Annotated in this window: 21 protein-coding genes and 1 pseudogene; 15 read left to right on the top strand and 7 right to left on the bottom strand. The window is 70.2% G+C overall.

Annotation, left to right across the window (positions count from 1 at the left end; genetic code table 11):
* Positions 1-76 precede the first annotated feature (76 nt).
* A complete protein-coding gene (locus tag QMK24_RS08110) occupies positions 77-1,261 on the bottom strand; it encodes a lipid II:glycine glycyltransferase FemX (protein ID WP_283464590.1) in 1,185 nt (394 codons plus the stop codon).
* A gap of 241 nt (positions 1,262-1,502) precedes the next feature.
* On the opposite strand from QMK24_RS08110, the gene murJ reads away from it, so the two are divergent.
* The 9 genes from murJ to QMK24_RS08065 all read left to right on the top strand — a co-directional run bounded on the left by murJ (position 1,503) and on the right by QMK24_RS08065 (position 9,755).
* Entirely contained in the window at positions 1,503-3,266 is a 1,764-nt protein-coding gene (gene murJ, locus QMK24_RS08105; protein ID WP_502962460.1) for a murein biosynthesis integral membrane protein MurJ, read from the top strand.
* Positions 3,267-3,367: 101 nt separating this feature from the next.
* Positions 3,368-3,877 (top strand): SigE family RNA polymerase sigma factor, encoded by a 510-nt coding sequence (locus QMK24_RS08100; protein WP_283464588.1) that lies wholly within the window; start codon positions 3,368-3,370, stop codon positions 3,875-3,877.
* Positions 3,870-4,772 carry a hypothetical protein gene (locus QMK24_RS08095; protein ID WP_283464587.1) on the top strand — a complete coding sequence of 301 codons (903 nt, stop codon included), beginning with the start codon at positions 3,870-3,872 and terminating at the stop codon, positions 4,770-4,772. Before QMK24_RS08100 ends, QMK24_RS08095 begins: the two co-directional genes overlap by 8 nt.
* A 53-nt stretch (positions 4,773-4,825) precedes the next feature.
* Positions 4,826-6,034 (top strand): L,D-transpeptidase, encoded by a 1,209-nt coding sequence (locus QMK24_RS08090; RefSeq protein WP_283464586.1) that lies wholly within the window; start codon positions 4,826-4,828, stop codon positions 6,032-6,034.
* An 88-nt stretch (positions 6,035-6,122) separates the two neighbouring features.
* Complete coding sequence (locus QMK24_RS08085; protein WP_283464584.1) at positions 6,123-6,635, top strand: MarR family winged helix-turn-helix transcriptional regulator; 513 nt, start codon at positions 6,123-6,125, stop codon at positions 6,633-6,635.
* Positions 6,636-6,668: 33 nt separating this feature from the next.
* Complete coding sequence (locus QMK24_RS08080; protein ID WP_283464583.1) at positions 6,669-7,007, top strand: DUF3817 domain-containing protein; 339 nt, start codon at positions 6,669-6,671, stop codon at positions 7,005-7,007.
* A gap of 78 nt (positions 7,008-7,085) precedes the next feature.
* Complete coding sequence (icmA, locus tag QMK24_RS08075; RefSeq protein ID WP_283464580.1) at positions 7,086-8,786, top strand: coenzyme B12-dependent isobutyryl-CoA mutase large subunit; 1,701 nt, start codon at positions 7,086-7,088, stop codon at positions 8,784-8,786.
* A 114-nt stretch (positions 8,787-8,900) separates the two neighbouring features.
* Positions 8,901-9,485, top strand: a complete 585-nt coding sequence (locus QMK24_RS08070; protein WP_283464577.1) for a Uma2 family endonuclease — start codon at positions 8,901-8,903, stop codon at positions 9,483-9,485.
* 108 nt (positions 9,486-9,593) lie between these two features.
* Positions 9,594-9,755 (top strand): DUF397 domain-containing protein, encoded by a 162-nt coding sequence (locus QMK24_RS08065; protein WP_283464575.1) that lies wholly within the window; start codon positions 9,594-9,596, stop codon positions 9,753-9,755.
* Positions 9,756-9,821: 66 nt separating this feature from the next.
* Here the strand turns inward: QMK24_RS08065 and QMK24_RS08060 are convergent.
* Positions 9,822-10,283, bottom strand: a pseudogene (locus tag QMK24_RS08060) (winged helix-turn-helix domain-containing protein); the annotation flags it as partial.
* Here QMK24_RS08060 and QMK24_RS08055 point away from each other — a divergent pair.
* The gene (locus QMK24_RS08055) at positions 10,280-11,437 is read left to right on the top strand and encodes a helix-turn-helix domain-containing protein (RefSeq protein WP_283464574.1); all 1,158 of its coding nucleotides are present in this window, start codon (positions 10,280-10,282) and stop codon (positions 11,435-11,437) included. The pseudogene QMK24_RS08060 and the gene QMK24_RS08055 sit on opposite strands and share 4 nt — an antisense overlap.
* A gap of 147 nt (positions 11,438-11,584) precedes the next feature.
* On the opposite strand, the gene QMK24_RS08050 is transcribed toward QMK24_RS08055, so the two are convergent.
* The gene (locus tag QMK24_RS08050) at positions 11,585-11,914 is read right to left on the bottom strand and encodes a helix-turn-helix domain-containing protein (protein ID WP_283464573.1); all 330 of its coding nucleotides are present in this window, start codon (positions 11,912-11,914) and stop codon (positions 11,585-11,587) included.
* 109 nt (positions 11,915-12,023) lie between these two features.
* Positions 12,024-12,644 carry a TetR/AcrR family transcriptional regulator gene (locus QMK24_RS08045; RefSeq protein WP_283464572.1) on the bottom strand — a complete coding sequence of 207 codons (621 nt, stop codon included), beginning with the start codon at positions 12,642-12,644 and terminating at the stop codon, positions 12,024-12,026.
* Between the two features lie 275 nt (positions 12,645-12,919).
* On the opposite strand from QMK24_RS08045, the gene QMK24_RS08040 reads away from it, so the two are divergent.
* The 4 genes from QMK24_RS08040 to QMK24_RS08025 all read left to right on the top strand — a co-directional run bounded on the left by QMK24_RS08040 (position 12,920) and on the right by QMK24_RS08025 (position 17,043).
* The gene (locus QMK24_RS08040; RefSeq protein ID WP_283464571.1) at positions 12,920-13,894 is read left to right on the top strand and encodes a tetratricopeptide repeat protein; all 975 of its coding nucleotides are present in this window, start codon (positions 12,920-12,922) and stop codon (positions 13,892-13,894) included.
* 599 nt (positions 13,895-14,493) lie between these two features.
* Positions 14,494-15,138 (top strand): DUF6230 family protein, encoded by a 645-nt coding sequence (locus QMK24_RS08035; RefSeq protein WP_283464570.1) that lies wholly within the window; start codon positions 14,494-14,496, stop codon positions 15,136-15,138.
* An 89-nt stretch (positions 15,139-15,227) separates the two neighbouring features.
* Complete coding sequence (locus QMK24_RS08030) at positions 15,228-15,797, top strand: DUF6114 domain-containing protein (protein WP_283464569.1); 570 nt, start codon at positions 15,228-15,230, stop codon at positions 15,795-15,797.
* Positions 15,798-15,888: 91 nt separating this feature from the next.
* On the top strand, positions 15,889-17,043 hold the full coding sequence (locus tag QMK24_RS08025; RefSeq protein ID WP_349307816.1) for a hydrogenase expression protein HypF: 1,155 nt from the start codon (positions 15,889-15,891) through the stop codon (positions 17,041-17,043).
* Between the two features lie 113 nt (positions 17,044-17,156).
* On the opposite strand, the gene pyk is transcribed toward QMK24_RS08025, so the two are convergent.
* From pyk to pta, 3 genes are all read right to left on the bottom strand, one after another.
* A complete protein-coding gene (gene pyk / locus QMK24_RS08020) occupies positions 17,157-18,587 on the bottom strand; it encodes a pyruvate kinase (protein WP_283464567.1) in 1,431 nt (476 codons plus the stop codon).
* A gap of 64 nt (positions 18,588-18,651) precedes the next feature.
* Positions 18,652-19,812: an acetate kinase gene (locus QMK24_RS08015; RefSeq protein WP_283464566.1), complete on the bottom strand. Its 1,161-nt coding sequence runs from the start codon at positions 19,810-19,812 to the stop codon at positions 18,652-18,654.
* Positions 19,809-21,896, bottom strand: a complete 2,088-nt coding sequence (gene pta / locus QMK24_RS08010; protein ID WP_283464565.1) for a phosphate acetyltransferase — start codon at positions 21,894-21,896, stop codon at positions 19,809-19,811. The genes QMK24_RS08015 and pta overlap by 4 nt, the downstream gene beginning before the upstream one ends.
* A gap of 506 nt (positions 21,897-22,402) precedes the next feature.
* On the opposite strand from pta, the gene QMK24_RS08000 reads away from it, so the two are divergent.
* The gene (locus QMK24_RS08000; RefSeq protein ID WP_283464564.1) at positions 22,403-23,428 is read left to right on the top strand and encodes an ATP-dependent 6-phosphofructokinase; all 1,026 of its coding nucleotides are present in this window, start codon (positions 22,403-22,405) and stop codon (positions 23,426-23,428) included.
* Positions 23,429-23,488: the final 60 nt, after the last annotated feature.

Genomic DNA, 23,488 nt, shown 5'->3' with positions numbered 1-23,488 from the left:
GGGCAGCGTGATTTCCGACGGTCGGCCCGGGGCGGGTCCGCGCCGGCCGGCGCCACACCAGCCGGCGGCGTGCGGATCACCGCCGGGCGAGATAGGCGTGCATCGCCCGGTGGAGGGTCTTGTTGACCGCGCCCTGCAGCGGCAGCTCCCACTCGCCGAGCGTCTCCACCGCCTCCCCGCCCGTACCGAGCTTCCAGCGCAGCAGGCCGAACGAGCGCGCGTCCGCGTCGAGACTGTCCGGTATGCCCCGCATGTCGTACGCGGCGGCGCCCAGCGCGTGCGCGTCGCAGAGCATCCGCCACTGCAGGGCGTTGCTCGGGCGCACCTCGCGGCGGTGGTCGGCGGAAGCGCCCGTCTGGTACCAGACCCGGGCGCCGTCCGGCGAGCGGAGCATGGTGTGCGCGGCGAGCATCTCGCCGCCGTGCCGGGCCGTGTAGAGCCGCATACTGCCCGGCTGCTCCGCGTTCAGCGCCTCGAACTGGCGCTGGTAGTAGGCCAGATCACGCCCCAGCCGGAAGCCGTCGCGCCGCTCGGTGACGCTCAGCAGCTCATGGAAGGCGGGCAGCGCTTCCGCGCCCTCGACGGCGGTCTCCACCCCCGACTTGGCGGCCTTCTTGATGTTCCGCCGCCACTCCTGGTTCAGGCCGGTCCACAGGTCGTCCAGGCCGCGGCCGGCCAGGGGTATCTCGAACACCAGCCGGGGCTGGGCGTCCCCGTTGTGGCCGTCCTCGCCACCGCGCCGCCAGCCCGCCTCCCGCAGCCGGTCCGCGACCGCCGCGCCCAGCGGATCCACCAGGTCGGGCAGTACGTCGCCCACCGTGCGGCCGGGCGCCACCGCCTCCTTGAGGGTGTGCGCCGACCACCGTCGGTACGGCAGCGGCGGCCCCATCCGTACCGCGAAGGCGCCCGTACCGCGCAGATGCTCCAGCAGCGGCTCCAGCCACCGGTCCAGGTCGGGCGCCGCCCAGTCCAGCACCGGGCCCTCCGGCAGGTATGCGAACGACCGGCGGGTGCCGGGCAGTTGCCGGTACAGCGCCAGTGCGGAGCCGACCATCGATCCGGTGGAGTCGAACCAGCCCAGGCTCTCGGACTTCCAGCCCTGCTTCACCCGCGCCCAGGACGGGCACTGCAGGAAACTGACCGCGCGCGGGCCGCGCCGCCGCACGAAGGAGAGGTGCTCGTCCGCGGGCACGGGGCGCAGCGTCAGCTGCGGTGCCGGGCCGGGGATGACGCTGCGGGCGGAGTCCTGGTGGGTGGTCATCGTCAAGGCTCGTCCTCCACGGTGCGGGGGGCCTGATGGCCCGCTCACCTGTCTCACGCCCCAGCGGCCCGCGATGTGACAGAGATGTTCACGACAACGCAGCCCGGTTTCCCAAGGGGCTCCGCGGCGGGCAGACTTCGCGTCTGCGCGGCCGCCGGCCGCGCCCGGCTCGGGAGCACAACGGGTGACATCAGCAGTGGGCAAGGGTGCGGGCACCGGCGATCCGGGCGGCCCCGACAGCATGCGGGCCGCCCCCTTCGGCGGCCCCTGCCCGCCGGAATCCGTGGCACCCGCCGTGGCACCCGTGCCCGCCGGTACGGCCGGGTCCGCCGTGCCGGGGCCGCGGGGCGGTGCCCCGGCCGACACCGCCGGCTCGCTCAAACGCAGCGGCAGCGTCATGGCGCTGGGCTCGCTCGCCTCACGCGCCACCGGATTCGTCCGCAGCGGCATCATCACCGCCGCGCTCGGCACCACGCTGCTCGGTGACGCGTTCAGCGTCGCCAACACCGTCCCGAACATCCTGTACATCATGCTCATCGGCGGCGCGCTGAACTCGGTGTTCGTCCCCCAGCTGGTGCGCGCCGCCAAGGAGCACAGCGACGGCGGCGCCGCCTACACCGACCGGCTGCTCACCGTCTGTCTGGCCGCGCTCCTGGTGATCACGGCCGCCGCCGCCCTCGCCGCGCCCTGGCTGGTCAGCGCCTACGGGCCGGACTTCACCAGCGCCCAGCGCGATCTCACGATCGCCCTCGCCCGCTACTGCCTGCCGCAGATCCTCTTCTACGGCGTCTTCACCCTGCTCGGCCAGATCCTCACCGCCCGCGACCGGTTCGGCGCCATGATGTGGTCCCCGGTGCTCAACAACGTGGTCGTCATCGCCGTGTTCGGCCTGTATCTCGCCGTCGCGCACGACACCACCGCCGCCGGATCCATGAGCGACGGCGACGCGCTGCTCATCGGCCTCGGCAGCACCGCGGGCATCGCCGTCCAAGCCCTGGCGCTGATCCCGGCGCTGCGCGGCGCCGGTTTCCGCTGGCGGCCCCGTTTCGACTGGCGCGGGTCCGGGCTCATGCAGCCCCTGCGGGCCGCCGGGTGGACGCTGCTGCTGGTCTTCGTCAACCAGATCGCGTACTGGGTCGTCACCCGGCTGGCCACTTCCGCGGGCGTCCACGCCGTCGCCGAAGGCAGCGCGGCGGGCGCCGGCTACGCCGCCTACAGCAACGCCTATCTGCTGTGGGTCGTGCCACAGGGCATCATCACGGTCTCCCTCGTCACCGCCCTGCTGCCGCGGATGAGCCGCGCCGCCGCCGAGGGCGACCACGCGCGAATCGGCGCCGACCTCACGTACGGGCTGCGCGGTTCGGCCGCCGCGATCGTGCCCGCGGTGCTGGCCTTCCTCGCGCTCGGCCCGCAGCTGACCGGCGTCGTCTTCCAGCACGGCCGCACCAGCGACGCGGACGCGCAGGCCATCGCCTGGATCCTGATGGCCTTCGCGCTCGGCCTGCCGGCCTTCGCCGGCCAGTACCTGCTGGCCCGCGGCTTCTACGCGCTCGGCGACACCCGTACGCCGTTCTTCCTCAACGTCGTCATCGCCGCGGTCAACGCCGGTCTCGCCGTCACGTCCTACGCGCTGCTCCCCGCCCGCTGGGCCGTGGCCGGCATGGCGGGCGGCTACGCGATCGCCTGCTGCGCCGGGCTCACCTGCACGACCTGGGTGCTGCGCCGCCGGCTGACGTGGCGGCCCATGGTGCTCGGCACCCATCTGCGGCTGGCCGCCGCCGGGCTGCCCGGCGCGCTCGCCGCGTACGGGATCGCGTACGGGTGCGGCCGGCTGTTCGGCACCGGCCTCGCCGGGGATCTGTCCGGGCTGCTGCTCGGCGGGGCCGCCCTCGGCGCTTCCGTCCTCGCGCTGTCGGGACCGCTGCGGCTGACCGAGGTGCGGGCCCTCGCCGCCCCGCTCCTGCGGCGGCTGCCGGGCCACCAGCCGGCGCGGGACGGGGCGTAGAAGTTTTTCTCATTTCGGTGTCACCTTTCGGGCCCGCGGAGCGTGTAGGTAGCGGGAGGGACCATGAACATCCGCACGGCGCACGCACCCTCGGGGTGGGTGTGATTCCGCACGCGGCGCCGCAGGACGACTTCGACGAGTTCTACGCCGCCACCGCGAAACGGCTGGTCGCCGCCGTCTACGCGGTGACCGGCGACCTCGGTGAGGCCGAGGACGCCGTACAGGAGGCGTATGCCCGCGCGTGGCAGCGGTGGGGGAGGCTCACGGCCGAGGGGGATCCGACGCCGTGGGTGCGGACGGTGGCGCTGCGGCTGGCGGTGAGCACGTGGCGCAAGACGCGCAACAGGGTGCGGGCACACTTCAGGTACGGCGTGCCGTCGGACGCGCTGGCCCTGGCTCCCGACCGGGTCGCGCTGGTGGCCGCCCTGCGCGAGCTGGGCGAGGACCAGCGGACGGCCGTGGTGCTGCACCATCTGATGGACCTGCCGGTCGAGGAGGTCGCCCGGGAGACCGGCGTGTCCAACGCGGCGGTACGAACCCGGCTCAGCCGCGCACGCAAGGCGCTCGGCGCCCACCTGACAGAGGAAGAGGAGGTGCCCCTCCATGGCTGACCCGCTCGACGACCGCCTGCGGGACCTGGCCCGCGACACCGAGCCGCTGATCGTCCTCGCCGCGTCGGCGGACGTCCGCCGGCGCGGGGAGCGCCGCCGCGCCCGGCGCCGGGTGGGCGCGGTGGCCGTGGTGGCCGCCGCCGCGCTGGCGGTCGGCTCGTGGGTGGTCCTGCCCCGGCTGGGCACCGGCTCGCAGGCATCGCCGGCCGGCGGTTCCACCGCGCCCGACCCGCTGGCGTCCGGGCCGCTGTCGGGGGAACTGCTGCCGCCGAGCGCTCTGCCCTGGGAGTCGTTCTGGAAGTGGCGGACGGTTTCGATCGATCTCGCCCTGAAGATCCCGCTCATGAAGTGCGATGCGGCGCTGTACGATCCGGCCGCGGCGACTGTCCGTTCGTATCAGGGGAACCAGAACAGCAACGCGCGCTACGCCATCTACGATTTCGGGGATGAAGCGGCGGCCGCCAAGGGAGTGGCCCGCATGGCCGATCAATTGGGCAAATGCGGACTCATTGCGACACATTGGGACAGGAAGGGCGGGTCGGAGATGTCGACCGGACTTCGCGGCTACGGGTCCACGTCCGAGGGCGGCCAGGTGAGCGACCTGTGGCTGGCGGCCGCGGGCCGGTATGCGACGGTGCTCCACGTGGTCCTGCCGGAGTCCACGGCCGGGAAACTGCCGTTCCCCGACATGGTGCCCGTGCAGTGCATCACGCGCTCCCTCGACCGGCTGGCGCCCTCCGCGGCGCGGTCGGACGCGACCGGTACGCAGACGCCCCCCGCGGTCACCGCGCCGCCCGCGGGCTCCTGGTCCGGCTCGGGCTCCCAGCCGGTCCAGCACCCCGATTCGATCTTCCCGACGCCCTATTCCCACCCGACTTCCTTTGACCGCTGCTGATGAGGACATTTGCTGTGACACCCATACGTACTTCCCGCATACCTTTCGCCCGTATGCGCGCCCTCGCCGTGCCGGCCCTGCTCGCCGTCGCGCTGACCGCCTGCGGCGGTGGTGGTGGCAGCGCCAAGGGCGGCGACGGCAAGGGACCGGCCGCCTCCACCGCCGCCGTGCCGGTCACCGTGACGCCGGCCAATGGAAAGACCGGGGTCGATCCCGGCAGCCCGGTGAAGGTGTCACTGACCGAGGGCACCCTCGCCGCGGTGACCGTCACCGCCGCGGCCAAGAGCAGTGACGGTGTCGAGGCGGTCGAGGTCACCGGCAAGCTCGACGCCGCCAAGCACACCTGGCAGTCCGACCGCACGATGACCCCCGGCACCGCCTACACGGTGAAGATCAGCGCGGCCGACGCCTCCGGTGCCAAGAAGGACCAGACCAGCACCTTCACCACGCTGGCCGCCGCCAAGACCAACGGCGTCACCATCACCCCGGTGGGCAGCGCGGTCGTCGGCGTGGGCCAGCCGGTCTCCATCGCCTTCGACAAGCCGGTCACCAACCGGGCCGCCGTCGAGAAGCAGCTGTCCGTGACGACGACGCCCGCCGTGCAGGGCAGCTGGGGCTGGATCACCGATCCGCTGACCGGCACCCAGCGCGTCGACTGGCGCCCGGCCACGTACTGGACCACGGGCACCAAGGTCACCATGACGGCCAAGCTCAGCGGCCTCGACACCGGCAGCGGCCGCTACCTGCGCCGCGACGTCAACTCCACCTTCACGATCGGCACGGCCCGGGTCTCCAAGGTCGACATCGGCGCCAAGAAGATGACGGTCACGGAGGACGGCAAGACCGTCAAGACCATCCTGATCTCGGCCGGCAAGAGCGACTTCCCGACCTGGAACGGCCGCATGACGGTGATCAGCAAGGAGTCCACCATCCACATGACGTCGACGTCCGTGGGCATCGCCACCAACAAGGACGCGGCGGACTTCTACGACAAGGACGTCAAGATGGCGGTCCATCTGACGACCTCGGGCACCTTCGTGCACGCGGCCCCGTGGAACGACGCCAACATGGGCAAGGCCAACACCAGCCACGGCTGCGTCGGGATGTCCGACGCCGACGCCAAGTGGTTCTTCGACAAGGCCGTCCGCGGTGACGTCGTCGAGGTCACCGGATCGACCCGCGCCACCGTCGACAAGGGCAACGGTTACGGCGACTGGAACCTCACCCCGGAGGCGTGGGCGAAGCTCAGCGCGCTGTCCTGAACCCGTTCCGGAACCGGCCCGAGTGCCTCCGGTTTCGATTGACGAGACAATCTCTCCCACTATGTGACCGACGGGTAGGCTCGGTGGCGTGCCGAAGCCCCTGAGCCTGCCCTTCGACCCCATCGCCCGCGCCGACGAGCTGTGGACCCAGCGCTGGGGACGCGTTCCGTCGATGGGCGCCATCACCTCGATCATGCGGGCGCAGCAGATCCTGCTGGGCCAGGTCGACGCCGTCGTCAAGCCGTACGGGCTGACCTTCGCCCGGTACGAGGCGCTGGTGCTGCTCACCTTCAGCAAGGCCGGTGAGCTGCCGATGTCCAAGATCGGCGAGCGGCTGATGGTGCACCCCACCTCGGTCACCAACACCGTGGACCGCCTCGTCGGCTCCGGCCTGGTCGCCAAGCGCCCCAACCCGAACGACGGGCGCGGCACCCTCGCCTCCATCACCGACAAGGGCCGCGAGGTCGTGGACGCGGCCACCCGGGACCTCATGGCGATGGACTTCGGCCTGAGCGTCTACGACTCCGAGGAGTGCGCGGAGATCTTCGCCCTGCTGCGCCCGCTGCGCATAGCTGCGGGCGACTTCGAGGAGGGGCGTTAAGCCGCCGGATTCGCACCGGTTACGCTCAATGCCATGAAGCAGAGTGTGCTGACCCGCTACCGCGTGATGGCCTATGTGACGGGTGTCCTGCTGGTCCTCCTCACCCTTGGCGTGATCGCGAAGTACCTGCTGGACCTGAACGGGGCCGCGGGCTTCGTCAGCATGGTGGGTATCGCGCACGGCTGGCTGTACGTCGTGTACCTGGTCTGCGCCTTCGACCTGGGGTCCAAGGCGAAGTGGCCGATCGGCAAGCAGATCTGGGTGCTGCTGGCCGGTACGATCCCGACCGCGGCGTTCTTCGTCGAGCGCAAGGTCTCGCGCGAGGTGGCCCCGCTGGTCGTCCCCGCCGACCGGGAGCCCGCCCAGGCGTGACGCATCGCACCGCCCGTCCGGGTAAGGGCGGGCGGTTTGCCATCGACATTTACTAGGACGTCCTAGTAAATTCGGGGTATGGACGCCGAAGGCATCGAAGAGGGCCGCCAGCGCTGGCAGGCCCGGTACGACGCGGCTCGTAAGCGGGACGCGGACTTCACCACACTCTCCGGGGATCCGGTGGAGCCCGTGTACGGACCCGCCCCCGGTGACACCGTGGAAGGCTTCGAGCGGATCGGCTGGCCGGGCGAGTACCCGTTCACCCGGGGCCTCCACCCGACCGGCTACCGGGGCAGGACCTGGACGATCCGGCAGTTCGCCGGCTTCGGGAACGCCGAGCAGACCAACGAGCGCTACAAGATGATCCTGGAGGCCGGCGGCGGCGGCCTCTCCGTCGCCTTCGACATGCCGACCCTCATGGGCCGTGACTCCGACGACAGCATGGCCCTCGGCGAGGTCGGCCACTGCGGCGTCGCCATCGACTCGGCCGCCGACATGGAGGTCCTCTTCGCAGGCATCCCGCTCGGCGATGTCACCACCTCCATGACGATCTCCGGCCCGGCCGTCCCCGTCTTCTGCATGTACCTGGTCGCCGCCGAGCGGCAGGGCGTCGACCCGGCGCTCCTGAACGGCACGCTGCAGACCGACATCTTCAAGGAGTACATCGCGCAGAAGGAGTGGCTCTTCTCCCCCGAGCCCCATCTGCGCCTCATCGGCGACCTCATGGAGCACTGCGCGACGGGCATCCCCGCGTACAAGCCGCTCTCCGTCTCCGGCTACCACATCCGCGAGGCCGGTTCCACGGCCGCGCAGGAGCTCGCGTACACCCTCGCCGACGGCTTCGGGTATGTGGAGCTGGGCCTGTCGCGCGGCATGGACGTCGACGCCTTCGCTCCCGGGCTGTCCTTCTTCTTCGACGCCCACCTCGACTTCTTCGAGGAGATCGCCAAGTTCCGTGCCGCCCGCCGGATCTGGGCGCGCTGGATGCGCGATGTGTACGGCGCGAAGACCGACAAGGCGCAGTGGCTGCGGTTCCACACCCAGACCGCGGGGGTCTCCCTCACCGCCCAGCAGCCGTACAACAATGTGGTGCGCACCGCCGTCGAGGCGCTGGCCGCAGTGCTGGGCGGCACCAACTCCCTGCACACCAACGCCCTCGACGAGACCCTCGCGCTGCCGAGCGAGCAGGCCGCCGAGATCGCGCTGCGCACCCAGCAGGTGCTGATGGAGGAGACCGGCGTCGCGAATGTCGCCGACCCGCTCGGCGGCTCCTGGTATGTCGAGGCCCTCACCGACCGCATCGAGGCCGACGCCGAGAAGATCTTCGACAAGATCCGGGCGCTCGGCGCGAAGGCAGTGCCCAGCGGAAACCACTCCGTCGGCCCGATCACCAGCGGCATCCTGCGCGGCATCGAGGACGGCTACTTCACCGGCGAGACCGCCGAGTCGGCCTTCCAGTACCAGCGCGCCCTGGAGAAGGGCGAGAAGCGCGTCGTGGGCGTCAACTGCCACCACGGCTCGGTCACCGGCGACCTGGAGATCCTCCGCGTCAGCCACGAGGTCGAGCGCGAGCAGGTGCGCGTGCTGGCCGCCCGCAAGGCCGCCCGCGACGACAGCGCCGTCCAGTCGGCCCTCGCCGCGATGCTCGCCGCCGCCCGCGACGGCTCGAACATGATCGTCCCGATGCTCGACGCGGCCCGCGCCGAGGCCACCCTCGGCGAGATCTGCGGCATCCTGCGCGACGAGTGGGGGACGTACACCGAGCCGGCCCGCTTCTGACCCGGAATCGTGGGCTCCGCCCCGCACGGGTGGAGCGGAGCCCATGAGCGCGTGTTCCGGGCCGACAGCGAATAGGCTGGGAGTGGCCGAGGGAACACCGCTGGAGGTACCGCCGTGGAATACGCACGCATGCGCCTCATTGCCGATGAGCTGTCCGCCAGGCCGGAAGCCTGGGCCGTTGAGATCAGCGGCGGCGAGATCATCATGATAATGAGCCCGGCGAAGCGTCATGAATTCATCGCGTTTCAGATCGCTGACCAGCTCAACGACCAGCTCAGGGGCACGACCCCGCGAGTGATCGCACAGTCCGGTGCCGAGATCGAGGACCCGCGCGGGGCAGGGGCGCTGCGCCGTCCGGACATCACGATCCTCCCCCTGGATGTCCTTGATGAGGACGGCGACACCGTCGACCCCGCAGATGTGACGGCGGTCGTGGAAGTCGTGTCGAAGTCGAATCCCGAGAACGACTATGAGGGCAAGACCCGCGACTACGCGGTGATGGGCATCCCGTTCTACCTGCTCGTAGACCCCCGTAAGGGCACGGGTCTCGTCCTTTCCCAGCCGCGCTCCACGCCGGAGGGTCCGCGGTATGCGGCCCGCGTCGAGTTCCTGTTCGGTGAGAGGGTGCAGGTGGGCGAATGGCACGTCGATACAGAGGGCTTCCCGCTGTACGGGGCGCCGGGCTCTGGCAGCCGGTAGAGCACAAGTGGGCCGGGCCGGCTCGTGGGCGGAGCGGGTGGCGTTGCTTCCGGTGGGGGATCTGGACCACGATGGCGGTGTCCGTGGAGCACAACCGGAAGGCAGCACGTGTCCCTCGAAGCGACCGTCGGTGACGACGGGATGATCTACATCCGCGAGACCGATGAGCCGGAGATCGTCGCGGTCACCAGTCCGGCCAAATGGGAGGCGTTCGTGAAGGGCGTCAAGGCGGGGGAGTTCGACGCGTTCGCCGAGGAGCCCACGGCCTGAGGCGTGGGGACGGGGGGTGGGTCACGCTCTCGATCCGCTGTGCTGACACCCGGCCCCGCGACCCCGTCACCCGAGGTCCAGGCGGTAGCCGACGCCGTGCACCGTCTGGACGAGCCGCGGCTCGCCGCCCGCCTCCAGCTTCCGCCGCAGATATCCGATGTAGACGGCCAGGGAGTTGGAGTCAGGGCCGAAGTCGCGACCCCAGACCCGCTCCAGGATGACCTCGCGCGGCAGCACCTGGCCGGGATTTCGCAGCAGCAGTTCCAGCAGCGCGAACTCGGTGCGGCTGAACTCCAGCGGTCGGCCGCCCCTGCTGCCGGTGCGGGCGGCCGGCTGGACGACCAGATCCGCGTAGGAGAGCTCCGGCTCCGCCGCGCCCCCGGGCGCGGCCCGGCGCAGCAGCGCCCGCAGCCGGGCCAGCAGTTCGCCCAGCGTGAAGGGCTTGACAAGGTAATCGTCGGCGCCCGCGTCCAGGCCGCCGACCCGTTCGCTCACCGAGCCGGGCGCCGTGAGGACGAGGACGGGTGTACCAGAGCTCTGCTGCAGAGGCCGCGACCGCTGCCAAGGCCGCCGTCACCGCGGAAGCCCACACGGTCGCCTACAACCAGCAGGCCACCGACGACGCGGCCGCCGCAGCGACCGCCTCCGACACCGCCGGCGGCTACGCCAGCCAAGCGCGCAGCGCTGCCACCGACGCCGAACAGGACGCCGCCTCCGCCCGAGGTGCCGCCACCGCGGCTGAGGATGACGAGCGGGTACCGCCCGCGGCATCGCAGACAAGGCCGAAACGGACGCCACCACCGCCGAAACAGCCGCCGCCAACGCCCGCGAAGCCGCCGCGCAAGCGCAGGACGCGGCCGCCCGGGCCGAGCGCGGGGTTGTCCGCTACCGCTGCCGCGTCCCTCTTCGGCGTCAACCAGTCACGCATCAGCAACATCGAATCGGGTCGGCACCCGGTGAGCGCCGACCGGGTGCGCGCGATGGCCCTCGGCTACAACTGCTTCGGCGAAGATCTGATCGAGGCACTCGTTGCGATGACCGGAAAGCGAGTGCGCGGCTGGTGGGAGGAGTACCGGGAAACGTTCCCCGTCGGGCTGCTCGACCTGGCCGAGATGGAGCACCACTCAACAGCGATGCGGGTCGCCGTGGCGATTCACATGCCGGGGCTGCTCCAAACCGTCGATCACGCCCGCGCGACGATTCGCGAGAGCGTCCCGATGCTCCGGCCGCATGAGGTGGAACACCAGGTCTCGTTCCGGATCAAGCGGCAGGAGATCCTCTTCCGGGAAGATCCGGTTCCGTACTCCGTGATCATCCATGAGGCCGCGCTGCGCATGGGGCTGGGCGGGCCCGATACAGCGCGTGCTCAGCTCGGCCACCTTATGGAGATGAGTGAGCACGAACACATCTCAATCCTGGCGATCCCTTTCGGGAGCACGTCCTTCACTCCGTCCGGCCAGCCGATCACCTACGCCTACGGCCCGGTGGCGCAGCTGGACACGGTGGAACTCGACACCGATCACAGCTGTGAGTTTCTCGACGCCGAGGCGCTTCTACATTGGTACCGGTCCGTACTGGACCGCATGGAGGGGTCCGCGCTCAAGCCGGGTAGGACGCGCGACCTGCTCCGGGCCGTGAAGGCCGGCGACGAAGCCGCGTCCACCACTGCGGGTGCGCCGTAGGCGCCGGTGGCGCTACGACGCGAGCATTGCGGAAGACGACCCTGATCCGGATGCTCGCGCAGCTGGAGGAGCCGGCCGTCCGGATGGTGCAGAACCGCCGTGAACTCGTCCGCCGGTTCCATCAGGCGCGCGGCGGGGCGCGACGGATCAGGCTGCGTGGGGGGTGAAGACGACGTCGGCGGCGTTGCCATCCAGGGCGATGTTCAGCGACGCGTCCAGGACCGTGGCGAGGCGGACCAGGAGAGGGAGCGTCGGGATGGTTCCGCCGAGTTCGAGTTTGGAGATAGGCGGCTGCGTCATGTGTGCCAGCCTGGCGAGTCCGGTCTGGGAGAGGCCCAGTTCGGTGCGCCGGTCGAAACCGCCTGGCCGAGATCGAAAGCCATGCGGATTGATGCGCAGCGCCTTGACCTCGGGGGATTCGGTGTGGCTTGCGGTGATCTTCCGTTCGCGGGCGAGCTTCCAGCGCGTGTGGTTCATCAGGTCTCTCCTCTCGTGACGTTGCGCGTGAATTCGTCATGACCGGGACCGTGTTCGGCCTCGCAGAGCTTTCTGGTCCGCTTGGCCCGCTCCACGAAGCGTGAAGTGATCAGCGGAACGCGGCCAGGCCGCCGAGCAGCAGGGTGGAGAAGGTCCGGGCCCAGGCCGCGTCGACCGGCTCGCCGCTGACCAGGGCGCGGTGCACGACGGCGCCCGCGATGACGTCGAAGATGAGGTCGATCTGGGTGGCGGTGTCCGCGCCGTCGGGCCCGTCCGGCGGGAGTTCGCCGCGTTCCTGGGCGCGCCGGCGGCCGAGCACCACGAGCCGCTTCTGCCGGTCCACGACGGCCTCGCGGATCCGCAGCCGCAGCGCCTCGTCGTGGGTGGACTCGGCGACCACGGCCATCAGGGCGGTCCTGGCCTCCGGGAGCGCCAGCAGCGCCGCGAATTGCTGCACCACGCCCTCGATATCGGCCTGGAGACTTCCCCGGTCGGGCAGCTCCAGCTCGTCGAAGAGCACCGCGACCGCGTCGACGACCAGCTCGCTCTTGCCCGCCCAGCGGCGGTAGAGGGTGGTCTTGGCGACGCCGGCGCGGGTGGCGACATCGCCCATCGTCAGCTTGCCCCAGCCGAGTTCGACCAGGACGGCCCGGGTGGCGTCCAGGATCGCGCGGTCGGCGTCGGCGCTGCGTGGGCGGCCGGTCTTCTTCGGTGACGTGCCGTTGTGCATGGCTGGGACCATACCGCCCAGTACGTCCCGGTGGCCCGTGGCCGCTCCAGTGACCGGGATCACGCCGGTCCGCAGGGTTGGGGCTTGCGGGGACCGGACATGGACGAGTTACGCTACGACTCGTAGCGAAAGAGCGATGACCACTGGCGCAGGTGGGGACCCACGCCGAGAAGGACACTCTTGAACAGCGGTGGAGGCTCCCGGCGGTTCCGCATTCCTGCGGAGTGGCCGGGGCCGTTCACACTTTTTTACGACGAGGGGGGAGGATTGACCTCATGCAGCCACGGAACATGTCCATGAGCGGCGTGGTCGACCTCGCCGCGCTGAAGGCGGCCGGTGAGGCCAAGGCGAAGGCCGAACAGGCCAGGGCGCAACGGCAGGACGCCGGCGCCCCCGCCCCGTCAGCCGCCTCCCCGCTCGTTATCGATGTCACCGAGGAGACCTTCGAGAGCGAAGTGCTCCAGCGCTCCGCCGAGGTCCCGGTCGTCATCAGCTTCTGGGCCGAACAGGCCGAGCAGAGCAAACAGCTCAACGAGGTGCTGGAGCGGCTGGTCGCCGAGTACGCCGGCCGGTTCCTCCTCGCCCGCGCCGATGTCTACGCCAACCAGCTGCTGTTCCAGCAGTTCGGCGCCCAGGGCGTGCCCGCCGTCTTCGCGGTGCTCGCCGGACAGGCGATGCCCCTCTTCCAGGGTGCGGCCCCCGACGACCAGGTCCGCGAGGTGCTGGACCAGCTGATCGCCGTCGGCGAGCAGCGGTTCGGCATCGTCGGCACCCCGGTCGAGCGGGGCGCGGCCCCGGCCGCCGCCGCTCCGCCGCCGCCCCGGCCCGCCACTCCGCAGGAGCTGGCGCTGTCCGCCGCGCATGACGCGCTGGACGCGGGCGATCTGGGCGGCGCCGTCCAGGCGTACCGGAATGTGCTGGCCGACGAGCCGGCCAACGCCGAGGCCAAGCTCGGCCTGGCTCAGGCCGAACTGTTGCAGCGTGTGCAGGACGCCGATCAGCAGGCGGTCCGCAAGGCCGCCGCCGACAACCCCGCCGATGTGGCGGCGCAGCTGGCAGCCGCGGATCTCGACCTCGTCGGCGGACATGTCGAGGACGCCTTCGGGCGACTCGTGGACACCGTGCGCCGCACGGCCGGTGACGACCGGGACGCGGCACGGCTGCGGCTCCTGGAGCTCTTCGACGTCATTGGTACGGACGACCCGCGAGTGGTTACAGCGCGTGTCGCACTGGCCCGCGTACTGTTCTGACCGCTGATGATTTAGCGATACGGCGACCGCACTTTACGCAATCGTGATGAAGTGCGGTCGCTGTTACTTCCGGTAAGAGAGTGGCACTCCTTTCTGCCGCTATCTTCCGCCTTGTCGGATGTTCACACCCTCAGCGCAATTACTCTGCGTGACATCGCGGCGTTTGCTGATCGCCCTGCCGACATCCTTCCGTTACTCGCTGGTAACGACACCTCTTGTGCAGCGGCTGCGAATGGACCACCATCGGCCAAGCTCGGTCCTACGCCCTCACCGCCCGGCATCCAGTCGGTACAGCAGGGGCACCTCAGTGAGAGCTGGGGGAGGGTCCCCACCGAGTGGGAGTGGTCGGCACCTGTCACCGCTTCCGGACAGGGGGGTCTCTGCCCACCCAGCAGAGCCTGTCCAGCAGGTTGCGCGAGAGCGTGGCCAGTGGTTGTCGCTCGGGGGTGATCGCTGATGATTCGGACATTGCCGTCCGCGTACCCGCGGGCCGGCTGTCGATGACGGCGCTCCCTTTCCCGAGGACGTAGCTCTTCTCCCATCCCGGCCCCGGATCTCCATATCCGGCCGGATGTGTACGTCCGATCAGGAGGAAAGTCATGGAGTCGGTCGTTAGAGGCGGCACCAAGTGGAAGCGGTTCGCCGTAGTCATGGTGCCGAGTGTCGCTGCCACGGCAGTGATCGGCATGGCGCTCGCACAGGGCGCGCTCGCCGCGTCGTTCGCGGTGTCCGGCCAGAGTTTCAAGGTCTCCGCAGACAGGCTTGACGGCGAGGGCTTCGTTCAGTACGGCGGCCTTGACGCCAAGGCCGGCGGTGCCCCGGAGCCGGTCGCGGTCTCTGGGTTCAAGAAGGCCTACATCACCAAGATGTGCCAGTCCGTGGTCGTTCCCGTCCCGGGATTCGGCAGTGTCTCGCTGAACCTCCACGCGGGCACGGACGGCGCCAGCGACCCCAATAAGCGGGTCGAGGCCGACAACCTGTACATCGACCTGAACCAGCTTGACGCAGATGCCGAGTTCAAGGACATCAACATCGGTGTCGCGGCCGGTTCGACCAACAAGGCCCAGGGCCCGGCGACTACGCCCGGCCAGGGTGGGCCGGCCCTCCCGAACAGCTTCGCGCAGGAAGCCCGTGTGGCCACCCTGACCGACGTGAAGCAGACCGCCTGGGCGACCAGCGCGGGCACCTTCAAGCTGAAGGGCCTCAGCATGTCGGTCAAGGCCGGCGTCCACGAGTGCTACTAGGCACGTGACAGGCCGGGTGCGGGGATCGTCCCGCACCCGGCCTGGCCTCCAACTTTCTTGCGCAAAAGCCAGTCCCAGGGAGCTGTTCCATGAGTGCCGAGTCGCCAGGGCTGAGTGACCACGAACCGACCTTCCAGCAAGCAGTCCGCTCGCACTTCCGCGCCTGGCGTTGGCAGCGGCCGTTCTGGGCAGGTCTGCTGACCATCCTGGGCGGGATCCCCATCGCGTACTTCCCGTACGCGAACATGACCCTCGGCCAGCTCACCGTACGGATGTCGACCACGGCCGGTGCGGGCTCACTGGTTATCGGCATCCTGCTGATGGTGCTCGGCCTGACCATGTGGTTCCAGCCACTCGTACGGATATTCGCGGGTGTTGCCGCGATCCTGCTGTCACTCGTGTCGATCCCGGTGTCCAACTTCGGTGGTTTCCTGATCGGCTTCCTGCTGGGATTGTTCGGAGGCGCGCTCGCTATCGCATGGGCGCCCGGTGTTCCTGCGGCGGAACCGGTTCAGTCGGCCGAGCTGCCGGACGATACGGCGGACGGCGGCCACGCGGAACCGCAGTCCCGTCCGCAGCTGGAGAAGCACGCGGTGTCGCCGGGCGCCGGAGCGGACGAAGAGACCACCAATGACAATGGGAGGCACCGTGCGGGGTGACGAGGCCCAGCCGGCCGACAGCGACGGATCCCGTACGAGAGTGGCGCCGCGTCACGCGGCGCCGAGAAGATCCCTGTTCACCAAGTTGCAGATGCCCGCGGGCAAGGCGATAGCCATCGCCGCGATGCCCACGGCGGTACTGATGGGCATGGGCATAACGCCGCATCTCGCGCTGGCCGACGAGATGCCGAAGAACCCGTACGCGCCCGGTCCGTGCGTCACGCAGTCCGACACGCCTGCTCCGGGCGCCACGGCCACGACGAAGAGCCCGAAGCCGACCGCGTCGGAGAGCGTCACGCCGAGCGCCACGCCGAGCACGAAGCCGAGCTCCTCGCCGAGCCCGTCCGCGAGCGCGGCCGACCCGCAGGCCGCAGCCGATGCTGCCGCGAAGGCCGCAGCCAAGGCCGTGCCCAGCACCAGTACGAGCCCGGCCGCGACGCCGAGCCCGACGAAGACCGTCAACCCGCTGGACCCGCTGGGTGTCGGCGATGTGCTCAAGGATCTCCTCGGCATCAAGCCGGCCGCTCCGACGACGGCTCCGACGACGGCGCCCACCACAGCGCCCACGACCGCGCCGAGCACGAGCCCGAGCAAGGCGCCGGTGCCGACGTCGTCGGAGTCCCCGTCCGCCACGCCGGGCAAGACCGCTGAGGTCACCAAGGCCGCTCAGGACAAGGCGGCGAAGGCCCTGGCGGCGGCTAAGTCCGCCACCGCCACGCCGTCGGCCACCCCGAGCTCGGCGGACGGCAAGACGCCGTTCCCGTGCCCGACCCACGACGCCAAGGCACTGGCCAACGCGCAGTACGAGCAGACCCCGGCTCCGCTCCCGGACCAGCCGTGGTTCCTGGAGTCCAGCGTGCTGACGCTGAAGGGCCTGGACTACAAGGGCATCGTCACGGTCAAGACGGCCGGCGGCGTGGTGAAGAAGGTCCTGAAGTTCACCGCGTCATCGCTGGACATCAAGGACCTGCACCAGATCGTCAGCGCCAACGGGGAGCTCTACCACGTGCAGGGCCCCGGCACGACGTCGACGATCCAGAACGGCACGGTGACCATGTACACCGAGGAGCTGAAGGGCAACCTCTTCGGCCTCATCCCGGTCACCTTCAGCCCCGACACCCCGCCCCCGATCAACGTCCCCCTGGCGGTCTTCACCAACGTCAAGATCCGCCAGGCCGGCCAGTTCGGCGGCACGCTCCACATCAGCAACATGCGCTCGACGATCACCCGGGGCACGTACCCGTAGAGGGAAGTACCCGTAAGGAAGTACCCGTACAGACCCGTCCGGGAGCCGCAAAAACGCCGAGGGCGCCAACCCCAGCAAGGGAATTGGCGCCCTCGGCGCGTGGCACACCGGCGCTACGCGCGCTGGTCGCCGCCCAGGTGGTGGACCCGGACCATGTTGGTGGTGCCGGGGACGCCGGGGGGCGATCCGGCGGTGATGATCACCGTGTCGCCCGCGTTGTACTCCTTGAGCTTCAGCATCTCGCCGTCGACGACCTCGACCATGGCGTCTGTGTTGTCGACGAAGGGGACCACGTACGTCTCGACGCCCCAGGTCAGCGTGAGCTGGTTACGGGTCGAGGGGTCGGTGGTGAAGGCCAGCACCGGGGCCGGGACGCGGTAGCGGGCCAGCCGGCGGGCGGTGTCGCCGGACTGGGTGAACGCGACCAGGGTCTTGGCGTCCAGGAAGTCGGCGAGCTCGGCCGCGGCGCGGGCGACGGCGCCACCCTGGGTGCGCGGCTTCTTGCCGGGCGCGAGCGGCTGCAGGCCGCGCTTGAGCAGTTCCTCCTCGGCGGCCTCGACGATGCGGGACATCGTCTTGACCGTGTCGATCGGGTACTTGCCCACGGAGGACTCGGCGGACAGCATGACCGCGTCGGCGCCGTCGAGGATCGCGTTGGCGACGTCGGACGCCTCGGCGCGGGTCGGCCGCGAGTTGGTGATCATCGACTCCATCATCTGGGTCGCGACGATCACCGGCTTGGCGTTGCGGCGGCACAGCTCGATGAGCCGCTTCTGGACGACCGGCACCCGCTCCAGTGGATACTCCACGGCGAGGTCGCCGCGGGCGACCATGACCGCGTCGAAGGCCATGACCACGGCCTCCATGTTGTCGACCGCCTGCGGCTTCTCCACCTTGGCGATGACGGGGACGCGGCGGCCCTCCTCGTCCATCACGCGGTGGACGTCCTTGACGTCGGAGGCGTCGCGGACGAAGGACAGCGCGACCATGTCGACGCCCATCGCCAGTGCGAAGCGCAGGTCCTCGATGTCCTTCTCGGACAGCGCCGGGACGTTCACGGCCGCGCCGGGAAGGTTGATGCCCTTGTGGTCGGAGATCACTCCGCCCTCGACGACCAGACAGCGCACCTGCGGCCCGCTGACCTCGATGACCCGCAGCGCGACGTTTCCGTCGTTGATCAGGATCGGGTCGCCCTTGCTGACGTCGCCCGGCAGGCCCTTGTAGGTGGTGCCGCAGATGGTCCGGTCGCCGGGGACGTCCTCGGCGGTGATGGTGAACTCGTCACCCGAGACCAGCTCGACGGGGCCGTCGGCGAACTTGGCGAGGCGGATCTTGGGGCCCTGCAGGTCGGCGAGGACGCCGATCGCACGGCCGGTCTCCTCCGAGACCTTGCGCACCCGCTGGTAGCGCTCCTCGTGCTCGGCGTGAGTGCCGTGGCTGAAGTTGAAACGGGCCACGTTCATGCCGGCTTCGGCCAGCGTCTTGAGCTGGTCGTAGGAGTCGACGGCGGGACCCAGGGTGCAAACGATCTTTGCTCGGCGCATGGGCGCAATCCTATCGGGTTTGTTCCGCTCCGGAATAATCCTGGGGCGTCGTGGGTAAGCGGGGTCAGCCATGGGCGAGTGCATAGGTGGCGCGGGCGATCTCGAGCTCTTCGTCGGTGGGCACCACGGCCACCGCGACCCGGCTGGTCTCGGTGGAGATCAGCCGCGGTGCGGTGCCGCGTACGGCATTGCGCACGGCGTCGACCTCGATACCGAAGGTGTCCAGGCCCCGCAGGGCCGCTTCCCGCACCGCGGGGGAGTTCTCGCCGACTCCGGCGGTGAAGGCGATGGCATCCACCCGGCCGAGGACGGCCGTGTACGCGCCGACGTATTTGCGCAGGCGGTGGATGTAGATGTCGAACGCCAGCTGGGCGGCTCGGTCGCCCTCGGCCATCCGGCGCCCGATCTCGCGCATGTCGTTGTCACCGCACAGGCCGAGCAGGCCGCTGCGTTTGTTGAGCAGGGTGTCGATCTCGTCCACCGTCATTCCACCTACGCGCGCCAGGTGGAAGACTACCGCCGGGTCGAGATCGCCAGAACGGGTACCCATGACCAGACCCTCCAGCGGGGTCAGACCCATCGAGGTGTCCACACAGACACCGCCCGCGACGGCCGAGGCCGACGCCCCATTGCCCAGGTGCAGCACGATGACGTTGACCTGCGAAGGCTCCGCGCCGAGCAGCTTCGCTGCGGCCCGGGAGACGAAGGCGTGCGAGGTGCCGTGGAAGCCGTAGCGCCGGATGTCGAACGTGTCGGCCGTTCTGGTGTCGATCGCGTAGCGGGCGGCGTGCGCGGGGATCGTCGCGTGGAACGCGGTGTCGAAGACCGCGACCTGCGGCAGGTCGGGGCGCAGCTCGCGGGCGACCTTGATACCGGTGATGTTCGCCGGATTGTGCAGCGGGGCGAGCGGCACCAGCTTCTCGATCTCCGCGACGACGTCGTCGGTGATCAGTGTCGGCTCCGTGAAGCGCGTACCGCCGTGCACCACCCGGTGGCCGACCGCCGCCAGCGCGGGGGAGTCGAGGCCGAGGTCCTGTTCGCGCAGCTCCTGGGCGATGATCCGCAGCGCGGCGCCGTGGTCGGCGACCTCGCCCTCGCCGATCCGCTCGACCAGCCCGGAGGCGAGCCTCGCGTCCCCGTCCGGCACCGCCGCCATGTCCAGCAGCTGGTACTTGACCGAGGACGAGCCGGAGTTGAGGACGAGGACGCGGGAGGGGCTGCTCACTGGGTCTCTCCTTCGCCCTGCGCCTGAATGGCGGTGATGGCGACCGTGTTGACGATGTCCTGGACGAGCGCGCCGCGCGACAGGTCGTTGACCGGCTTGCGCAGGCCCTGCAGCACCGGCCCCACGGCGACAGCGCCGGCCGACCGCTGTACGGCCTTGTAGGTGTTGTTGCCGGTGTTGAGGTCGGGGAAGACGAGCACGGTGGCCTGGCCGGCGACCGCGGAGCCGGGCATCTTGGTGGCCGCGACCGACGGTTCGACGGCCGCGTCGTACTGGATCGGACCGTCCACGGCCAGATCGGGGCGGCGCTCGCGCACCAGCTCGGTGGCCTTGCGAACCTTGTCGACATCCGCGCCGGAACCGGAGGTTCCGGTGGAGTACGACAGCATCGCGATCCGCGGCTCCACGCCGAACTGGGCTGCGGTGGCCGCCGCCTGGATGGCGATGTCCGCCAGCTGCTCGGCGTCCGGGTCGGGGTTGACCGCGCAGTCCCCGTAGACGAGGACCTTGTCGGCCAGGCACATGAAGAAGACGGAACTGACGATCGCCGCGCCGGGAGCGGTCTTGATGACCTCGAAGGCCGGTCGGATGGTGGCGGCCGTGGAATGAACCGCACCCGACACCATGCCGTCGGCCAGGCCCTCCTGCACCATCAGGGTGCCGAAGTACGAGACGTCGGCGACGACGTCATAGGCCAGCTCGTAGGACACGTTCTTGTGGGCGCGCAGCTTCGCGTACAGCTCGGCGAAACGCTCCCGCAGTGGTGAGGTCTGCGGGTCGATGACGGTGGCGCCCGGCTGGTCGAGGCTGATGCCCAGGTCGGCGGCCTTCTTGCGGACCACGTCCTCCTCGCCGAGCAGGATCAGATCGCACACGCCGCGCCGCAGCAGCACTTCGGCGGCGCGCAGGATGCGCTCCTCGGTGCCTTCCGGCAGCACGATGCGGCGGCGTCCGGCGCGGGCGCGCTCGATCAGGGTGTGCTCGAACATCATCGGGGTGACGCGCTCACTGCGCGCGACCGACAGCCGCTGCGTCAACTCGGCGGTGTCCACGTGGGTTTCGAAGAGCCCGAGCGCGGTCTCCGCCTTGCGCGGGGTGCCCGCGCCGAGCCGGCCGTCCAGCGTGAACAGCTCGGCGGCGGTGGGGAAGCTGCCGGCCGCCACCGCGATCACCGGAGTGCCGGGGGCGAGCCGCGCCGCCAGCGCCAGGATGTCGGGGCCCGGCCGCTCGTCGAGGGTGAGCAGCACACCCGCGATCGGCGGGGCGCCCGCCGAGTGGGCGGCGAGCGAGCCGATGATGAGGTCGGCGCGGTCCCCGGGGGTGACCACCAGGCAGCCGGGGGTCAGCGCGGGCAGGAAGGCAGGCAGCATCGCGCCGCCGAAGACGAAGTCCAGCGCGTCGCGGGAGAGACCGGCGTCGTCGCCGAGCAGAACCTCCGCGCCGAGCGCCTCGACGATCTGGGCGACGGTGGGCGCCGACAGCGAGGGTTCGTCGGGTATGACGTAGACGGGGACGTCGGGCCGGCGGCCGAGCCGCTCGCCGGCCTCGGCGACCTCCGCCGGGTCGACCCGGTTGGCCACGATGGCGATGACGTCGCAGCCGAGGTTGGTGTAGGCGTGATGGGCGTTACGGACCTCGGCGACCACCGATTCGGCCGTCTGGTCGAGGCCGCCGATCACCGGCAGCACGGAGGCGCCGCATTCGTTGGCGAGGCGGGCGTTGATGCCCAGCTCCGCCGGAAGATTCGTTTCTGCGAAGTCGGAGCCGAGAATCAGCACCGCCTCGTACTCCCGCGCGACCTCGAGGAAACGGTCCACCAGCCGTGAGATCAGCGCATCGCGCCCCTGCTCGGCCTGGAGGGCGGCCGCCGCCTCGTATCCCATGCCGTAGACCGTGGAGGCGTCCTGGGTCAGCCGGTACCGGCTGCGCAGCAGATCGAACACGTGGTCGGGTCCGTTGTGGACCAGCGGCCGGAAGACGCCCACCCGGTCGACCTGGCGGGTCAGAAGCTCCATCACCCCAAGTTCGACCACCTGGCGGCCGTCGCCGCGGCCGATCCCCGTTACATAGACGCTGCGCGTCACGCGCGTTCTCCGATCCATCGTCGCGCTGGGTTGCTGCTCATCGCTGCCTGGCTCATCGCTGCTTCTTGCCGCTTCTCGCCGCTTTCCCTGCCGCTGTTCTCCGGTTCGTGCCTACCCCAAGACGCTAACGCGGCGCTGGTGCCGACGCTTGCTGACACAGGGCCCCCGGGGAGGTGACCTTCGACCCTTCTCGGGTGCGGGCGTTCCGCGCGCACGGTCTGAACACCGCGTAGGACCCCCAGCGGATGCGGGGTGGTTCAGATCACCGCACAGTTCCCATAGGGTGAAAAAAGGTGATGAGGGAGGAGCCGTCGCGCACGGCTTCGGCATGAAGCTGCTGGGCTGGGACATCGCAGCCGGTCCAGCCTGTGTCGAGCTGGGCATGGAGCATGGCGAACCGGACCGGCTGTTCGGCGAGTCCGACGTGAGCACACTGGTCCCCGAGCCCCCCGCAGCATCCGTACGGTACAGCCACCGCCCCGTGACAACCCAGGAGAATCCAGCCCATGCGTATCGGAGTCCTCACCGCAGGCGGCGACTGCCCCGGCCTCAACGCCGTGATCCGGTCGGTCGTGCACCGCGCGCTCACCGGGCACGGCGACGAGGTCATCGGCTTCGAGGACGGCTTCGTGGGGCTGCTCGAAGGCCGCTACCGTCCGCTCGGCCTCAACTCGGTCAGCGGCATCCTGGCCCGCGGCGGCACCATCCTCGGCTCCGCGCGCCTGGAGCGCGGCCGGCTGCGCGAGGCCGCCGACAACGCCGAGGAGCTGTGCCGGCAGTACGGGATCGACGCCCTCATCCCCATCGGCGGCGAAGGAACCCTGACCGCCGCCAAGATGCTGTCGGAGGCCGGAATGCCGGTCGTCGGCGTGCCGAAGACCATCGACAACGACATCTCGGCCACCGACCGCACCTTCGGTTTCGACACCGCCGTCATGGTCGCCACCGAGGCCATCGACCGGCTGAAGACCACCGCCGAATCCCATCAGCGCGTCATGGTCGTCGAGGTCATGGGCCGGCACGCCGGCTGGATCGCCCTGGAGTCCGGCATGGCGGGCGGCGCGCACGGCATCTGCATCCCGGAGCGGCCGTTCGACCCCGCCGACCTGGTCGCGATGGTCGAGGAACGCTTCGCCCGCGGCAAGAAGTTCGCCGTCATCTGCGTCGCCGAAGGCGCCCACCCCGCCGAGGGCACCATGGACTACGGCAAGGGCGAGGTCGACAAGTTCGGCCACGAGCGGTTCGGCGGTATCGGCACCCGGCTCGCCATCGAACTGGAGGAGCGGCTCGGCAAGGAGGCGCGTCCCGTCATCCTCGGCCATGTCCAGCGCGGCGGCGTCCCCACCGCCTACGACCGGGTGCTGGCCAACCGCTTCGGCTGGCACGCGGTCGAAGGTGCCCACAAGGGCGCCTTCGGCCATATGACCGCCCTGCGCGGCACCCAGATCGAGATGGTGCCGCTCGCGGACGCGGTCGTGGAGCTGAAGCGGGTCCCCGACGACCGGATGGACGAGGCCGAGTCGGTGTTCTGAGCCGGTCCGCTGAGCCGGTCCGCCGGTCCGCCGAGTCGGAGTGCCGCCGGCCGGCGGTTG

This window comes from Streptomyces sp. PH10-H1, from assembly GCF_030063355.1.
Lineage (GTDB): Bacteria > Actinomycetota > Actinomycetes > Streptomycetales > Streptomycetaceae > Actinacidiphila.
This window is presented reverse-complemented; position numbering and strand designations above follow the sequence as displayed.

Excerpts from the sequence above, each read along its gene's own strand:
- QMK24_RS08110 (WP_283464590.1), bottom strand. The coding sequence starts at position 1,261 with ATGACCACCCACCAGGACTCCGCCCGCAGCGTCATCCCCGGCCCGGCA.
- murJ (WP_502962460.1), top strand. The coding sequence starts at position 1,503 with ATGCGGGCCGCCCCCTTCGGCGGCCCCTGCCCGCCGGAATCCGTGGCA.
- QMK24_RS08095 (WP_283464587.1), top strand. The coding sequence starts at position 3,870 with ATGGCTGACCCGCTCGACGACCGCCTGCGGGACCTGGCCCGCGACACC.
- QMK24_RS08090 (WP_283464586.1), top strand. The coding sequence starts at position 4,826 with ATGCGCGCCCTCGCCGTGCCGGCCCTGCTCGCCGTCGCGCTGACCGCC.
- QMK24_RS08080 (WP_283464583.1), top strand. The coding sequence starts at position 6,669 with ATGAAGCAGAGTGTGCTGACCCGCTACCGCGTGATGGCCTATGTGACG.
- icmA (WP_283464580.1), top strand. The coding sequence starts at position 7,086 with ATGGACGCCGAAGGCATCGAAGAGGGCCGCCAGCGCTGGCAGGCCCGG.
- QMK24_RS08050 (WP_283464573.1), bottom strand. The coding sequence starts at position 11,914 with ATGAACCACACGCGCTGGAAGCTCGCCCGCGAACGGAAGATCACCGCA.
- QMK24_RS08045 (WP_283464572.1), bottom strand. The coding sequence starts at position 12,644 with ATGCACAACGGCACGTCACCGAAGAAGACCGGCCGCCCACGCAGCGCC.
- QMK24_RS08040 (WP_283464571.1), top strand. The coding sequence starts at position 12,920 with ATGCAGCCACGGAACATGTCCATGAGCGGCGTGGTCGACCTCGCCGCG.
- QMK24_RS08035 (WP_283464570.1), top strand. The coding sequence starts at position 14,494 with ATGGAGTCGGTCGTTAGAGGCGGCACCAAGTGGAAGCGGTTCGCCGTA.
- QMK24_RS08030 (WP_283464569.1), top strand. The coding sequence starts at position 15,228 with ATGAGTGCCGAGTCGCCAGGGCTGAGTGACCACGAACCGACCTTCCAG.
- QMK24_RS08025 (WP_349307816.1), top strand. The coding sequence starts at position 15,889 with ATGCCCGCGGGCAAGGCGATAGCCATCGCCGCGATGCCCACGGCGGTA.
- pyk (WP_283464567.1), bottom strand. The coding sequence starts at position 18,587 with ATGCGCCGAGCAAAGATCGTTTGCACCCTGGGTCCCGCCGTCGACTCC.
- QMK24_RS08000 (WP_283464564.1), top strand. The coding sequence starts at position 22,403 with ATGCGTATCGGAGTCCTCACCGCAGGCGGCGACTGCCCCGGCCTCAAC.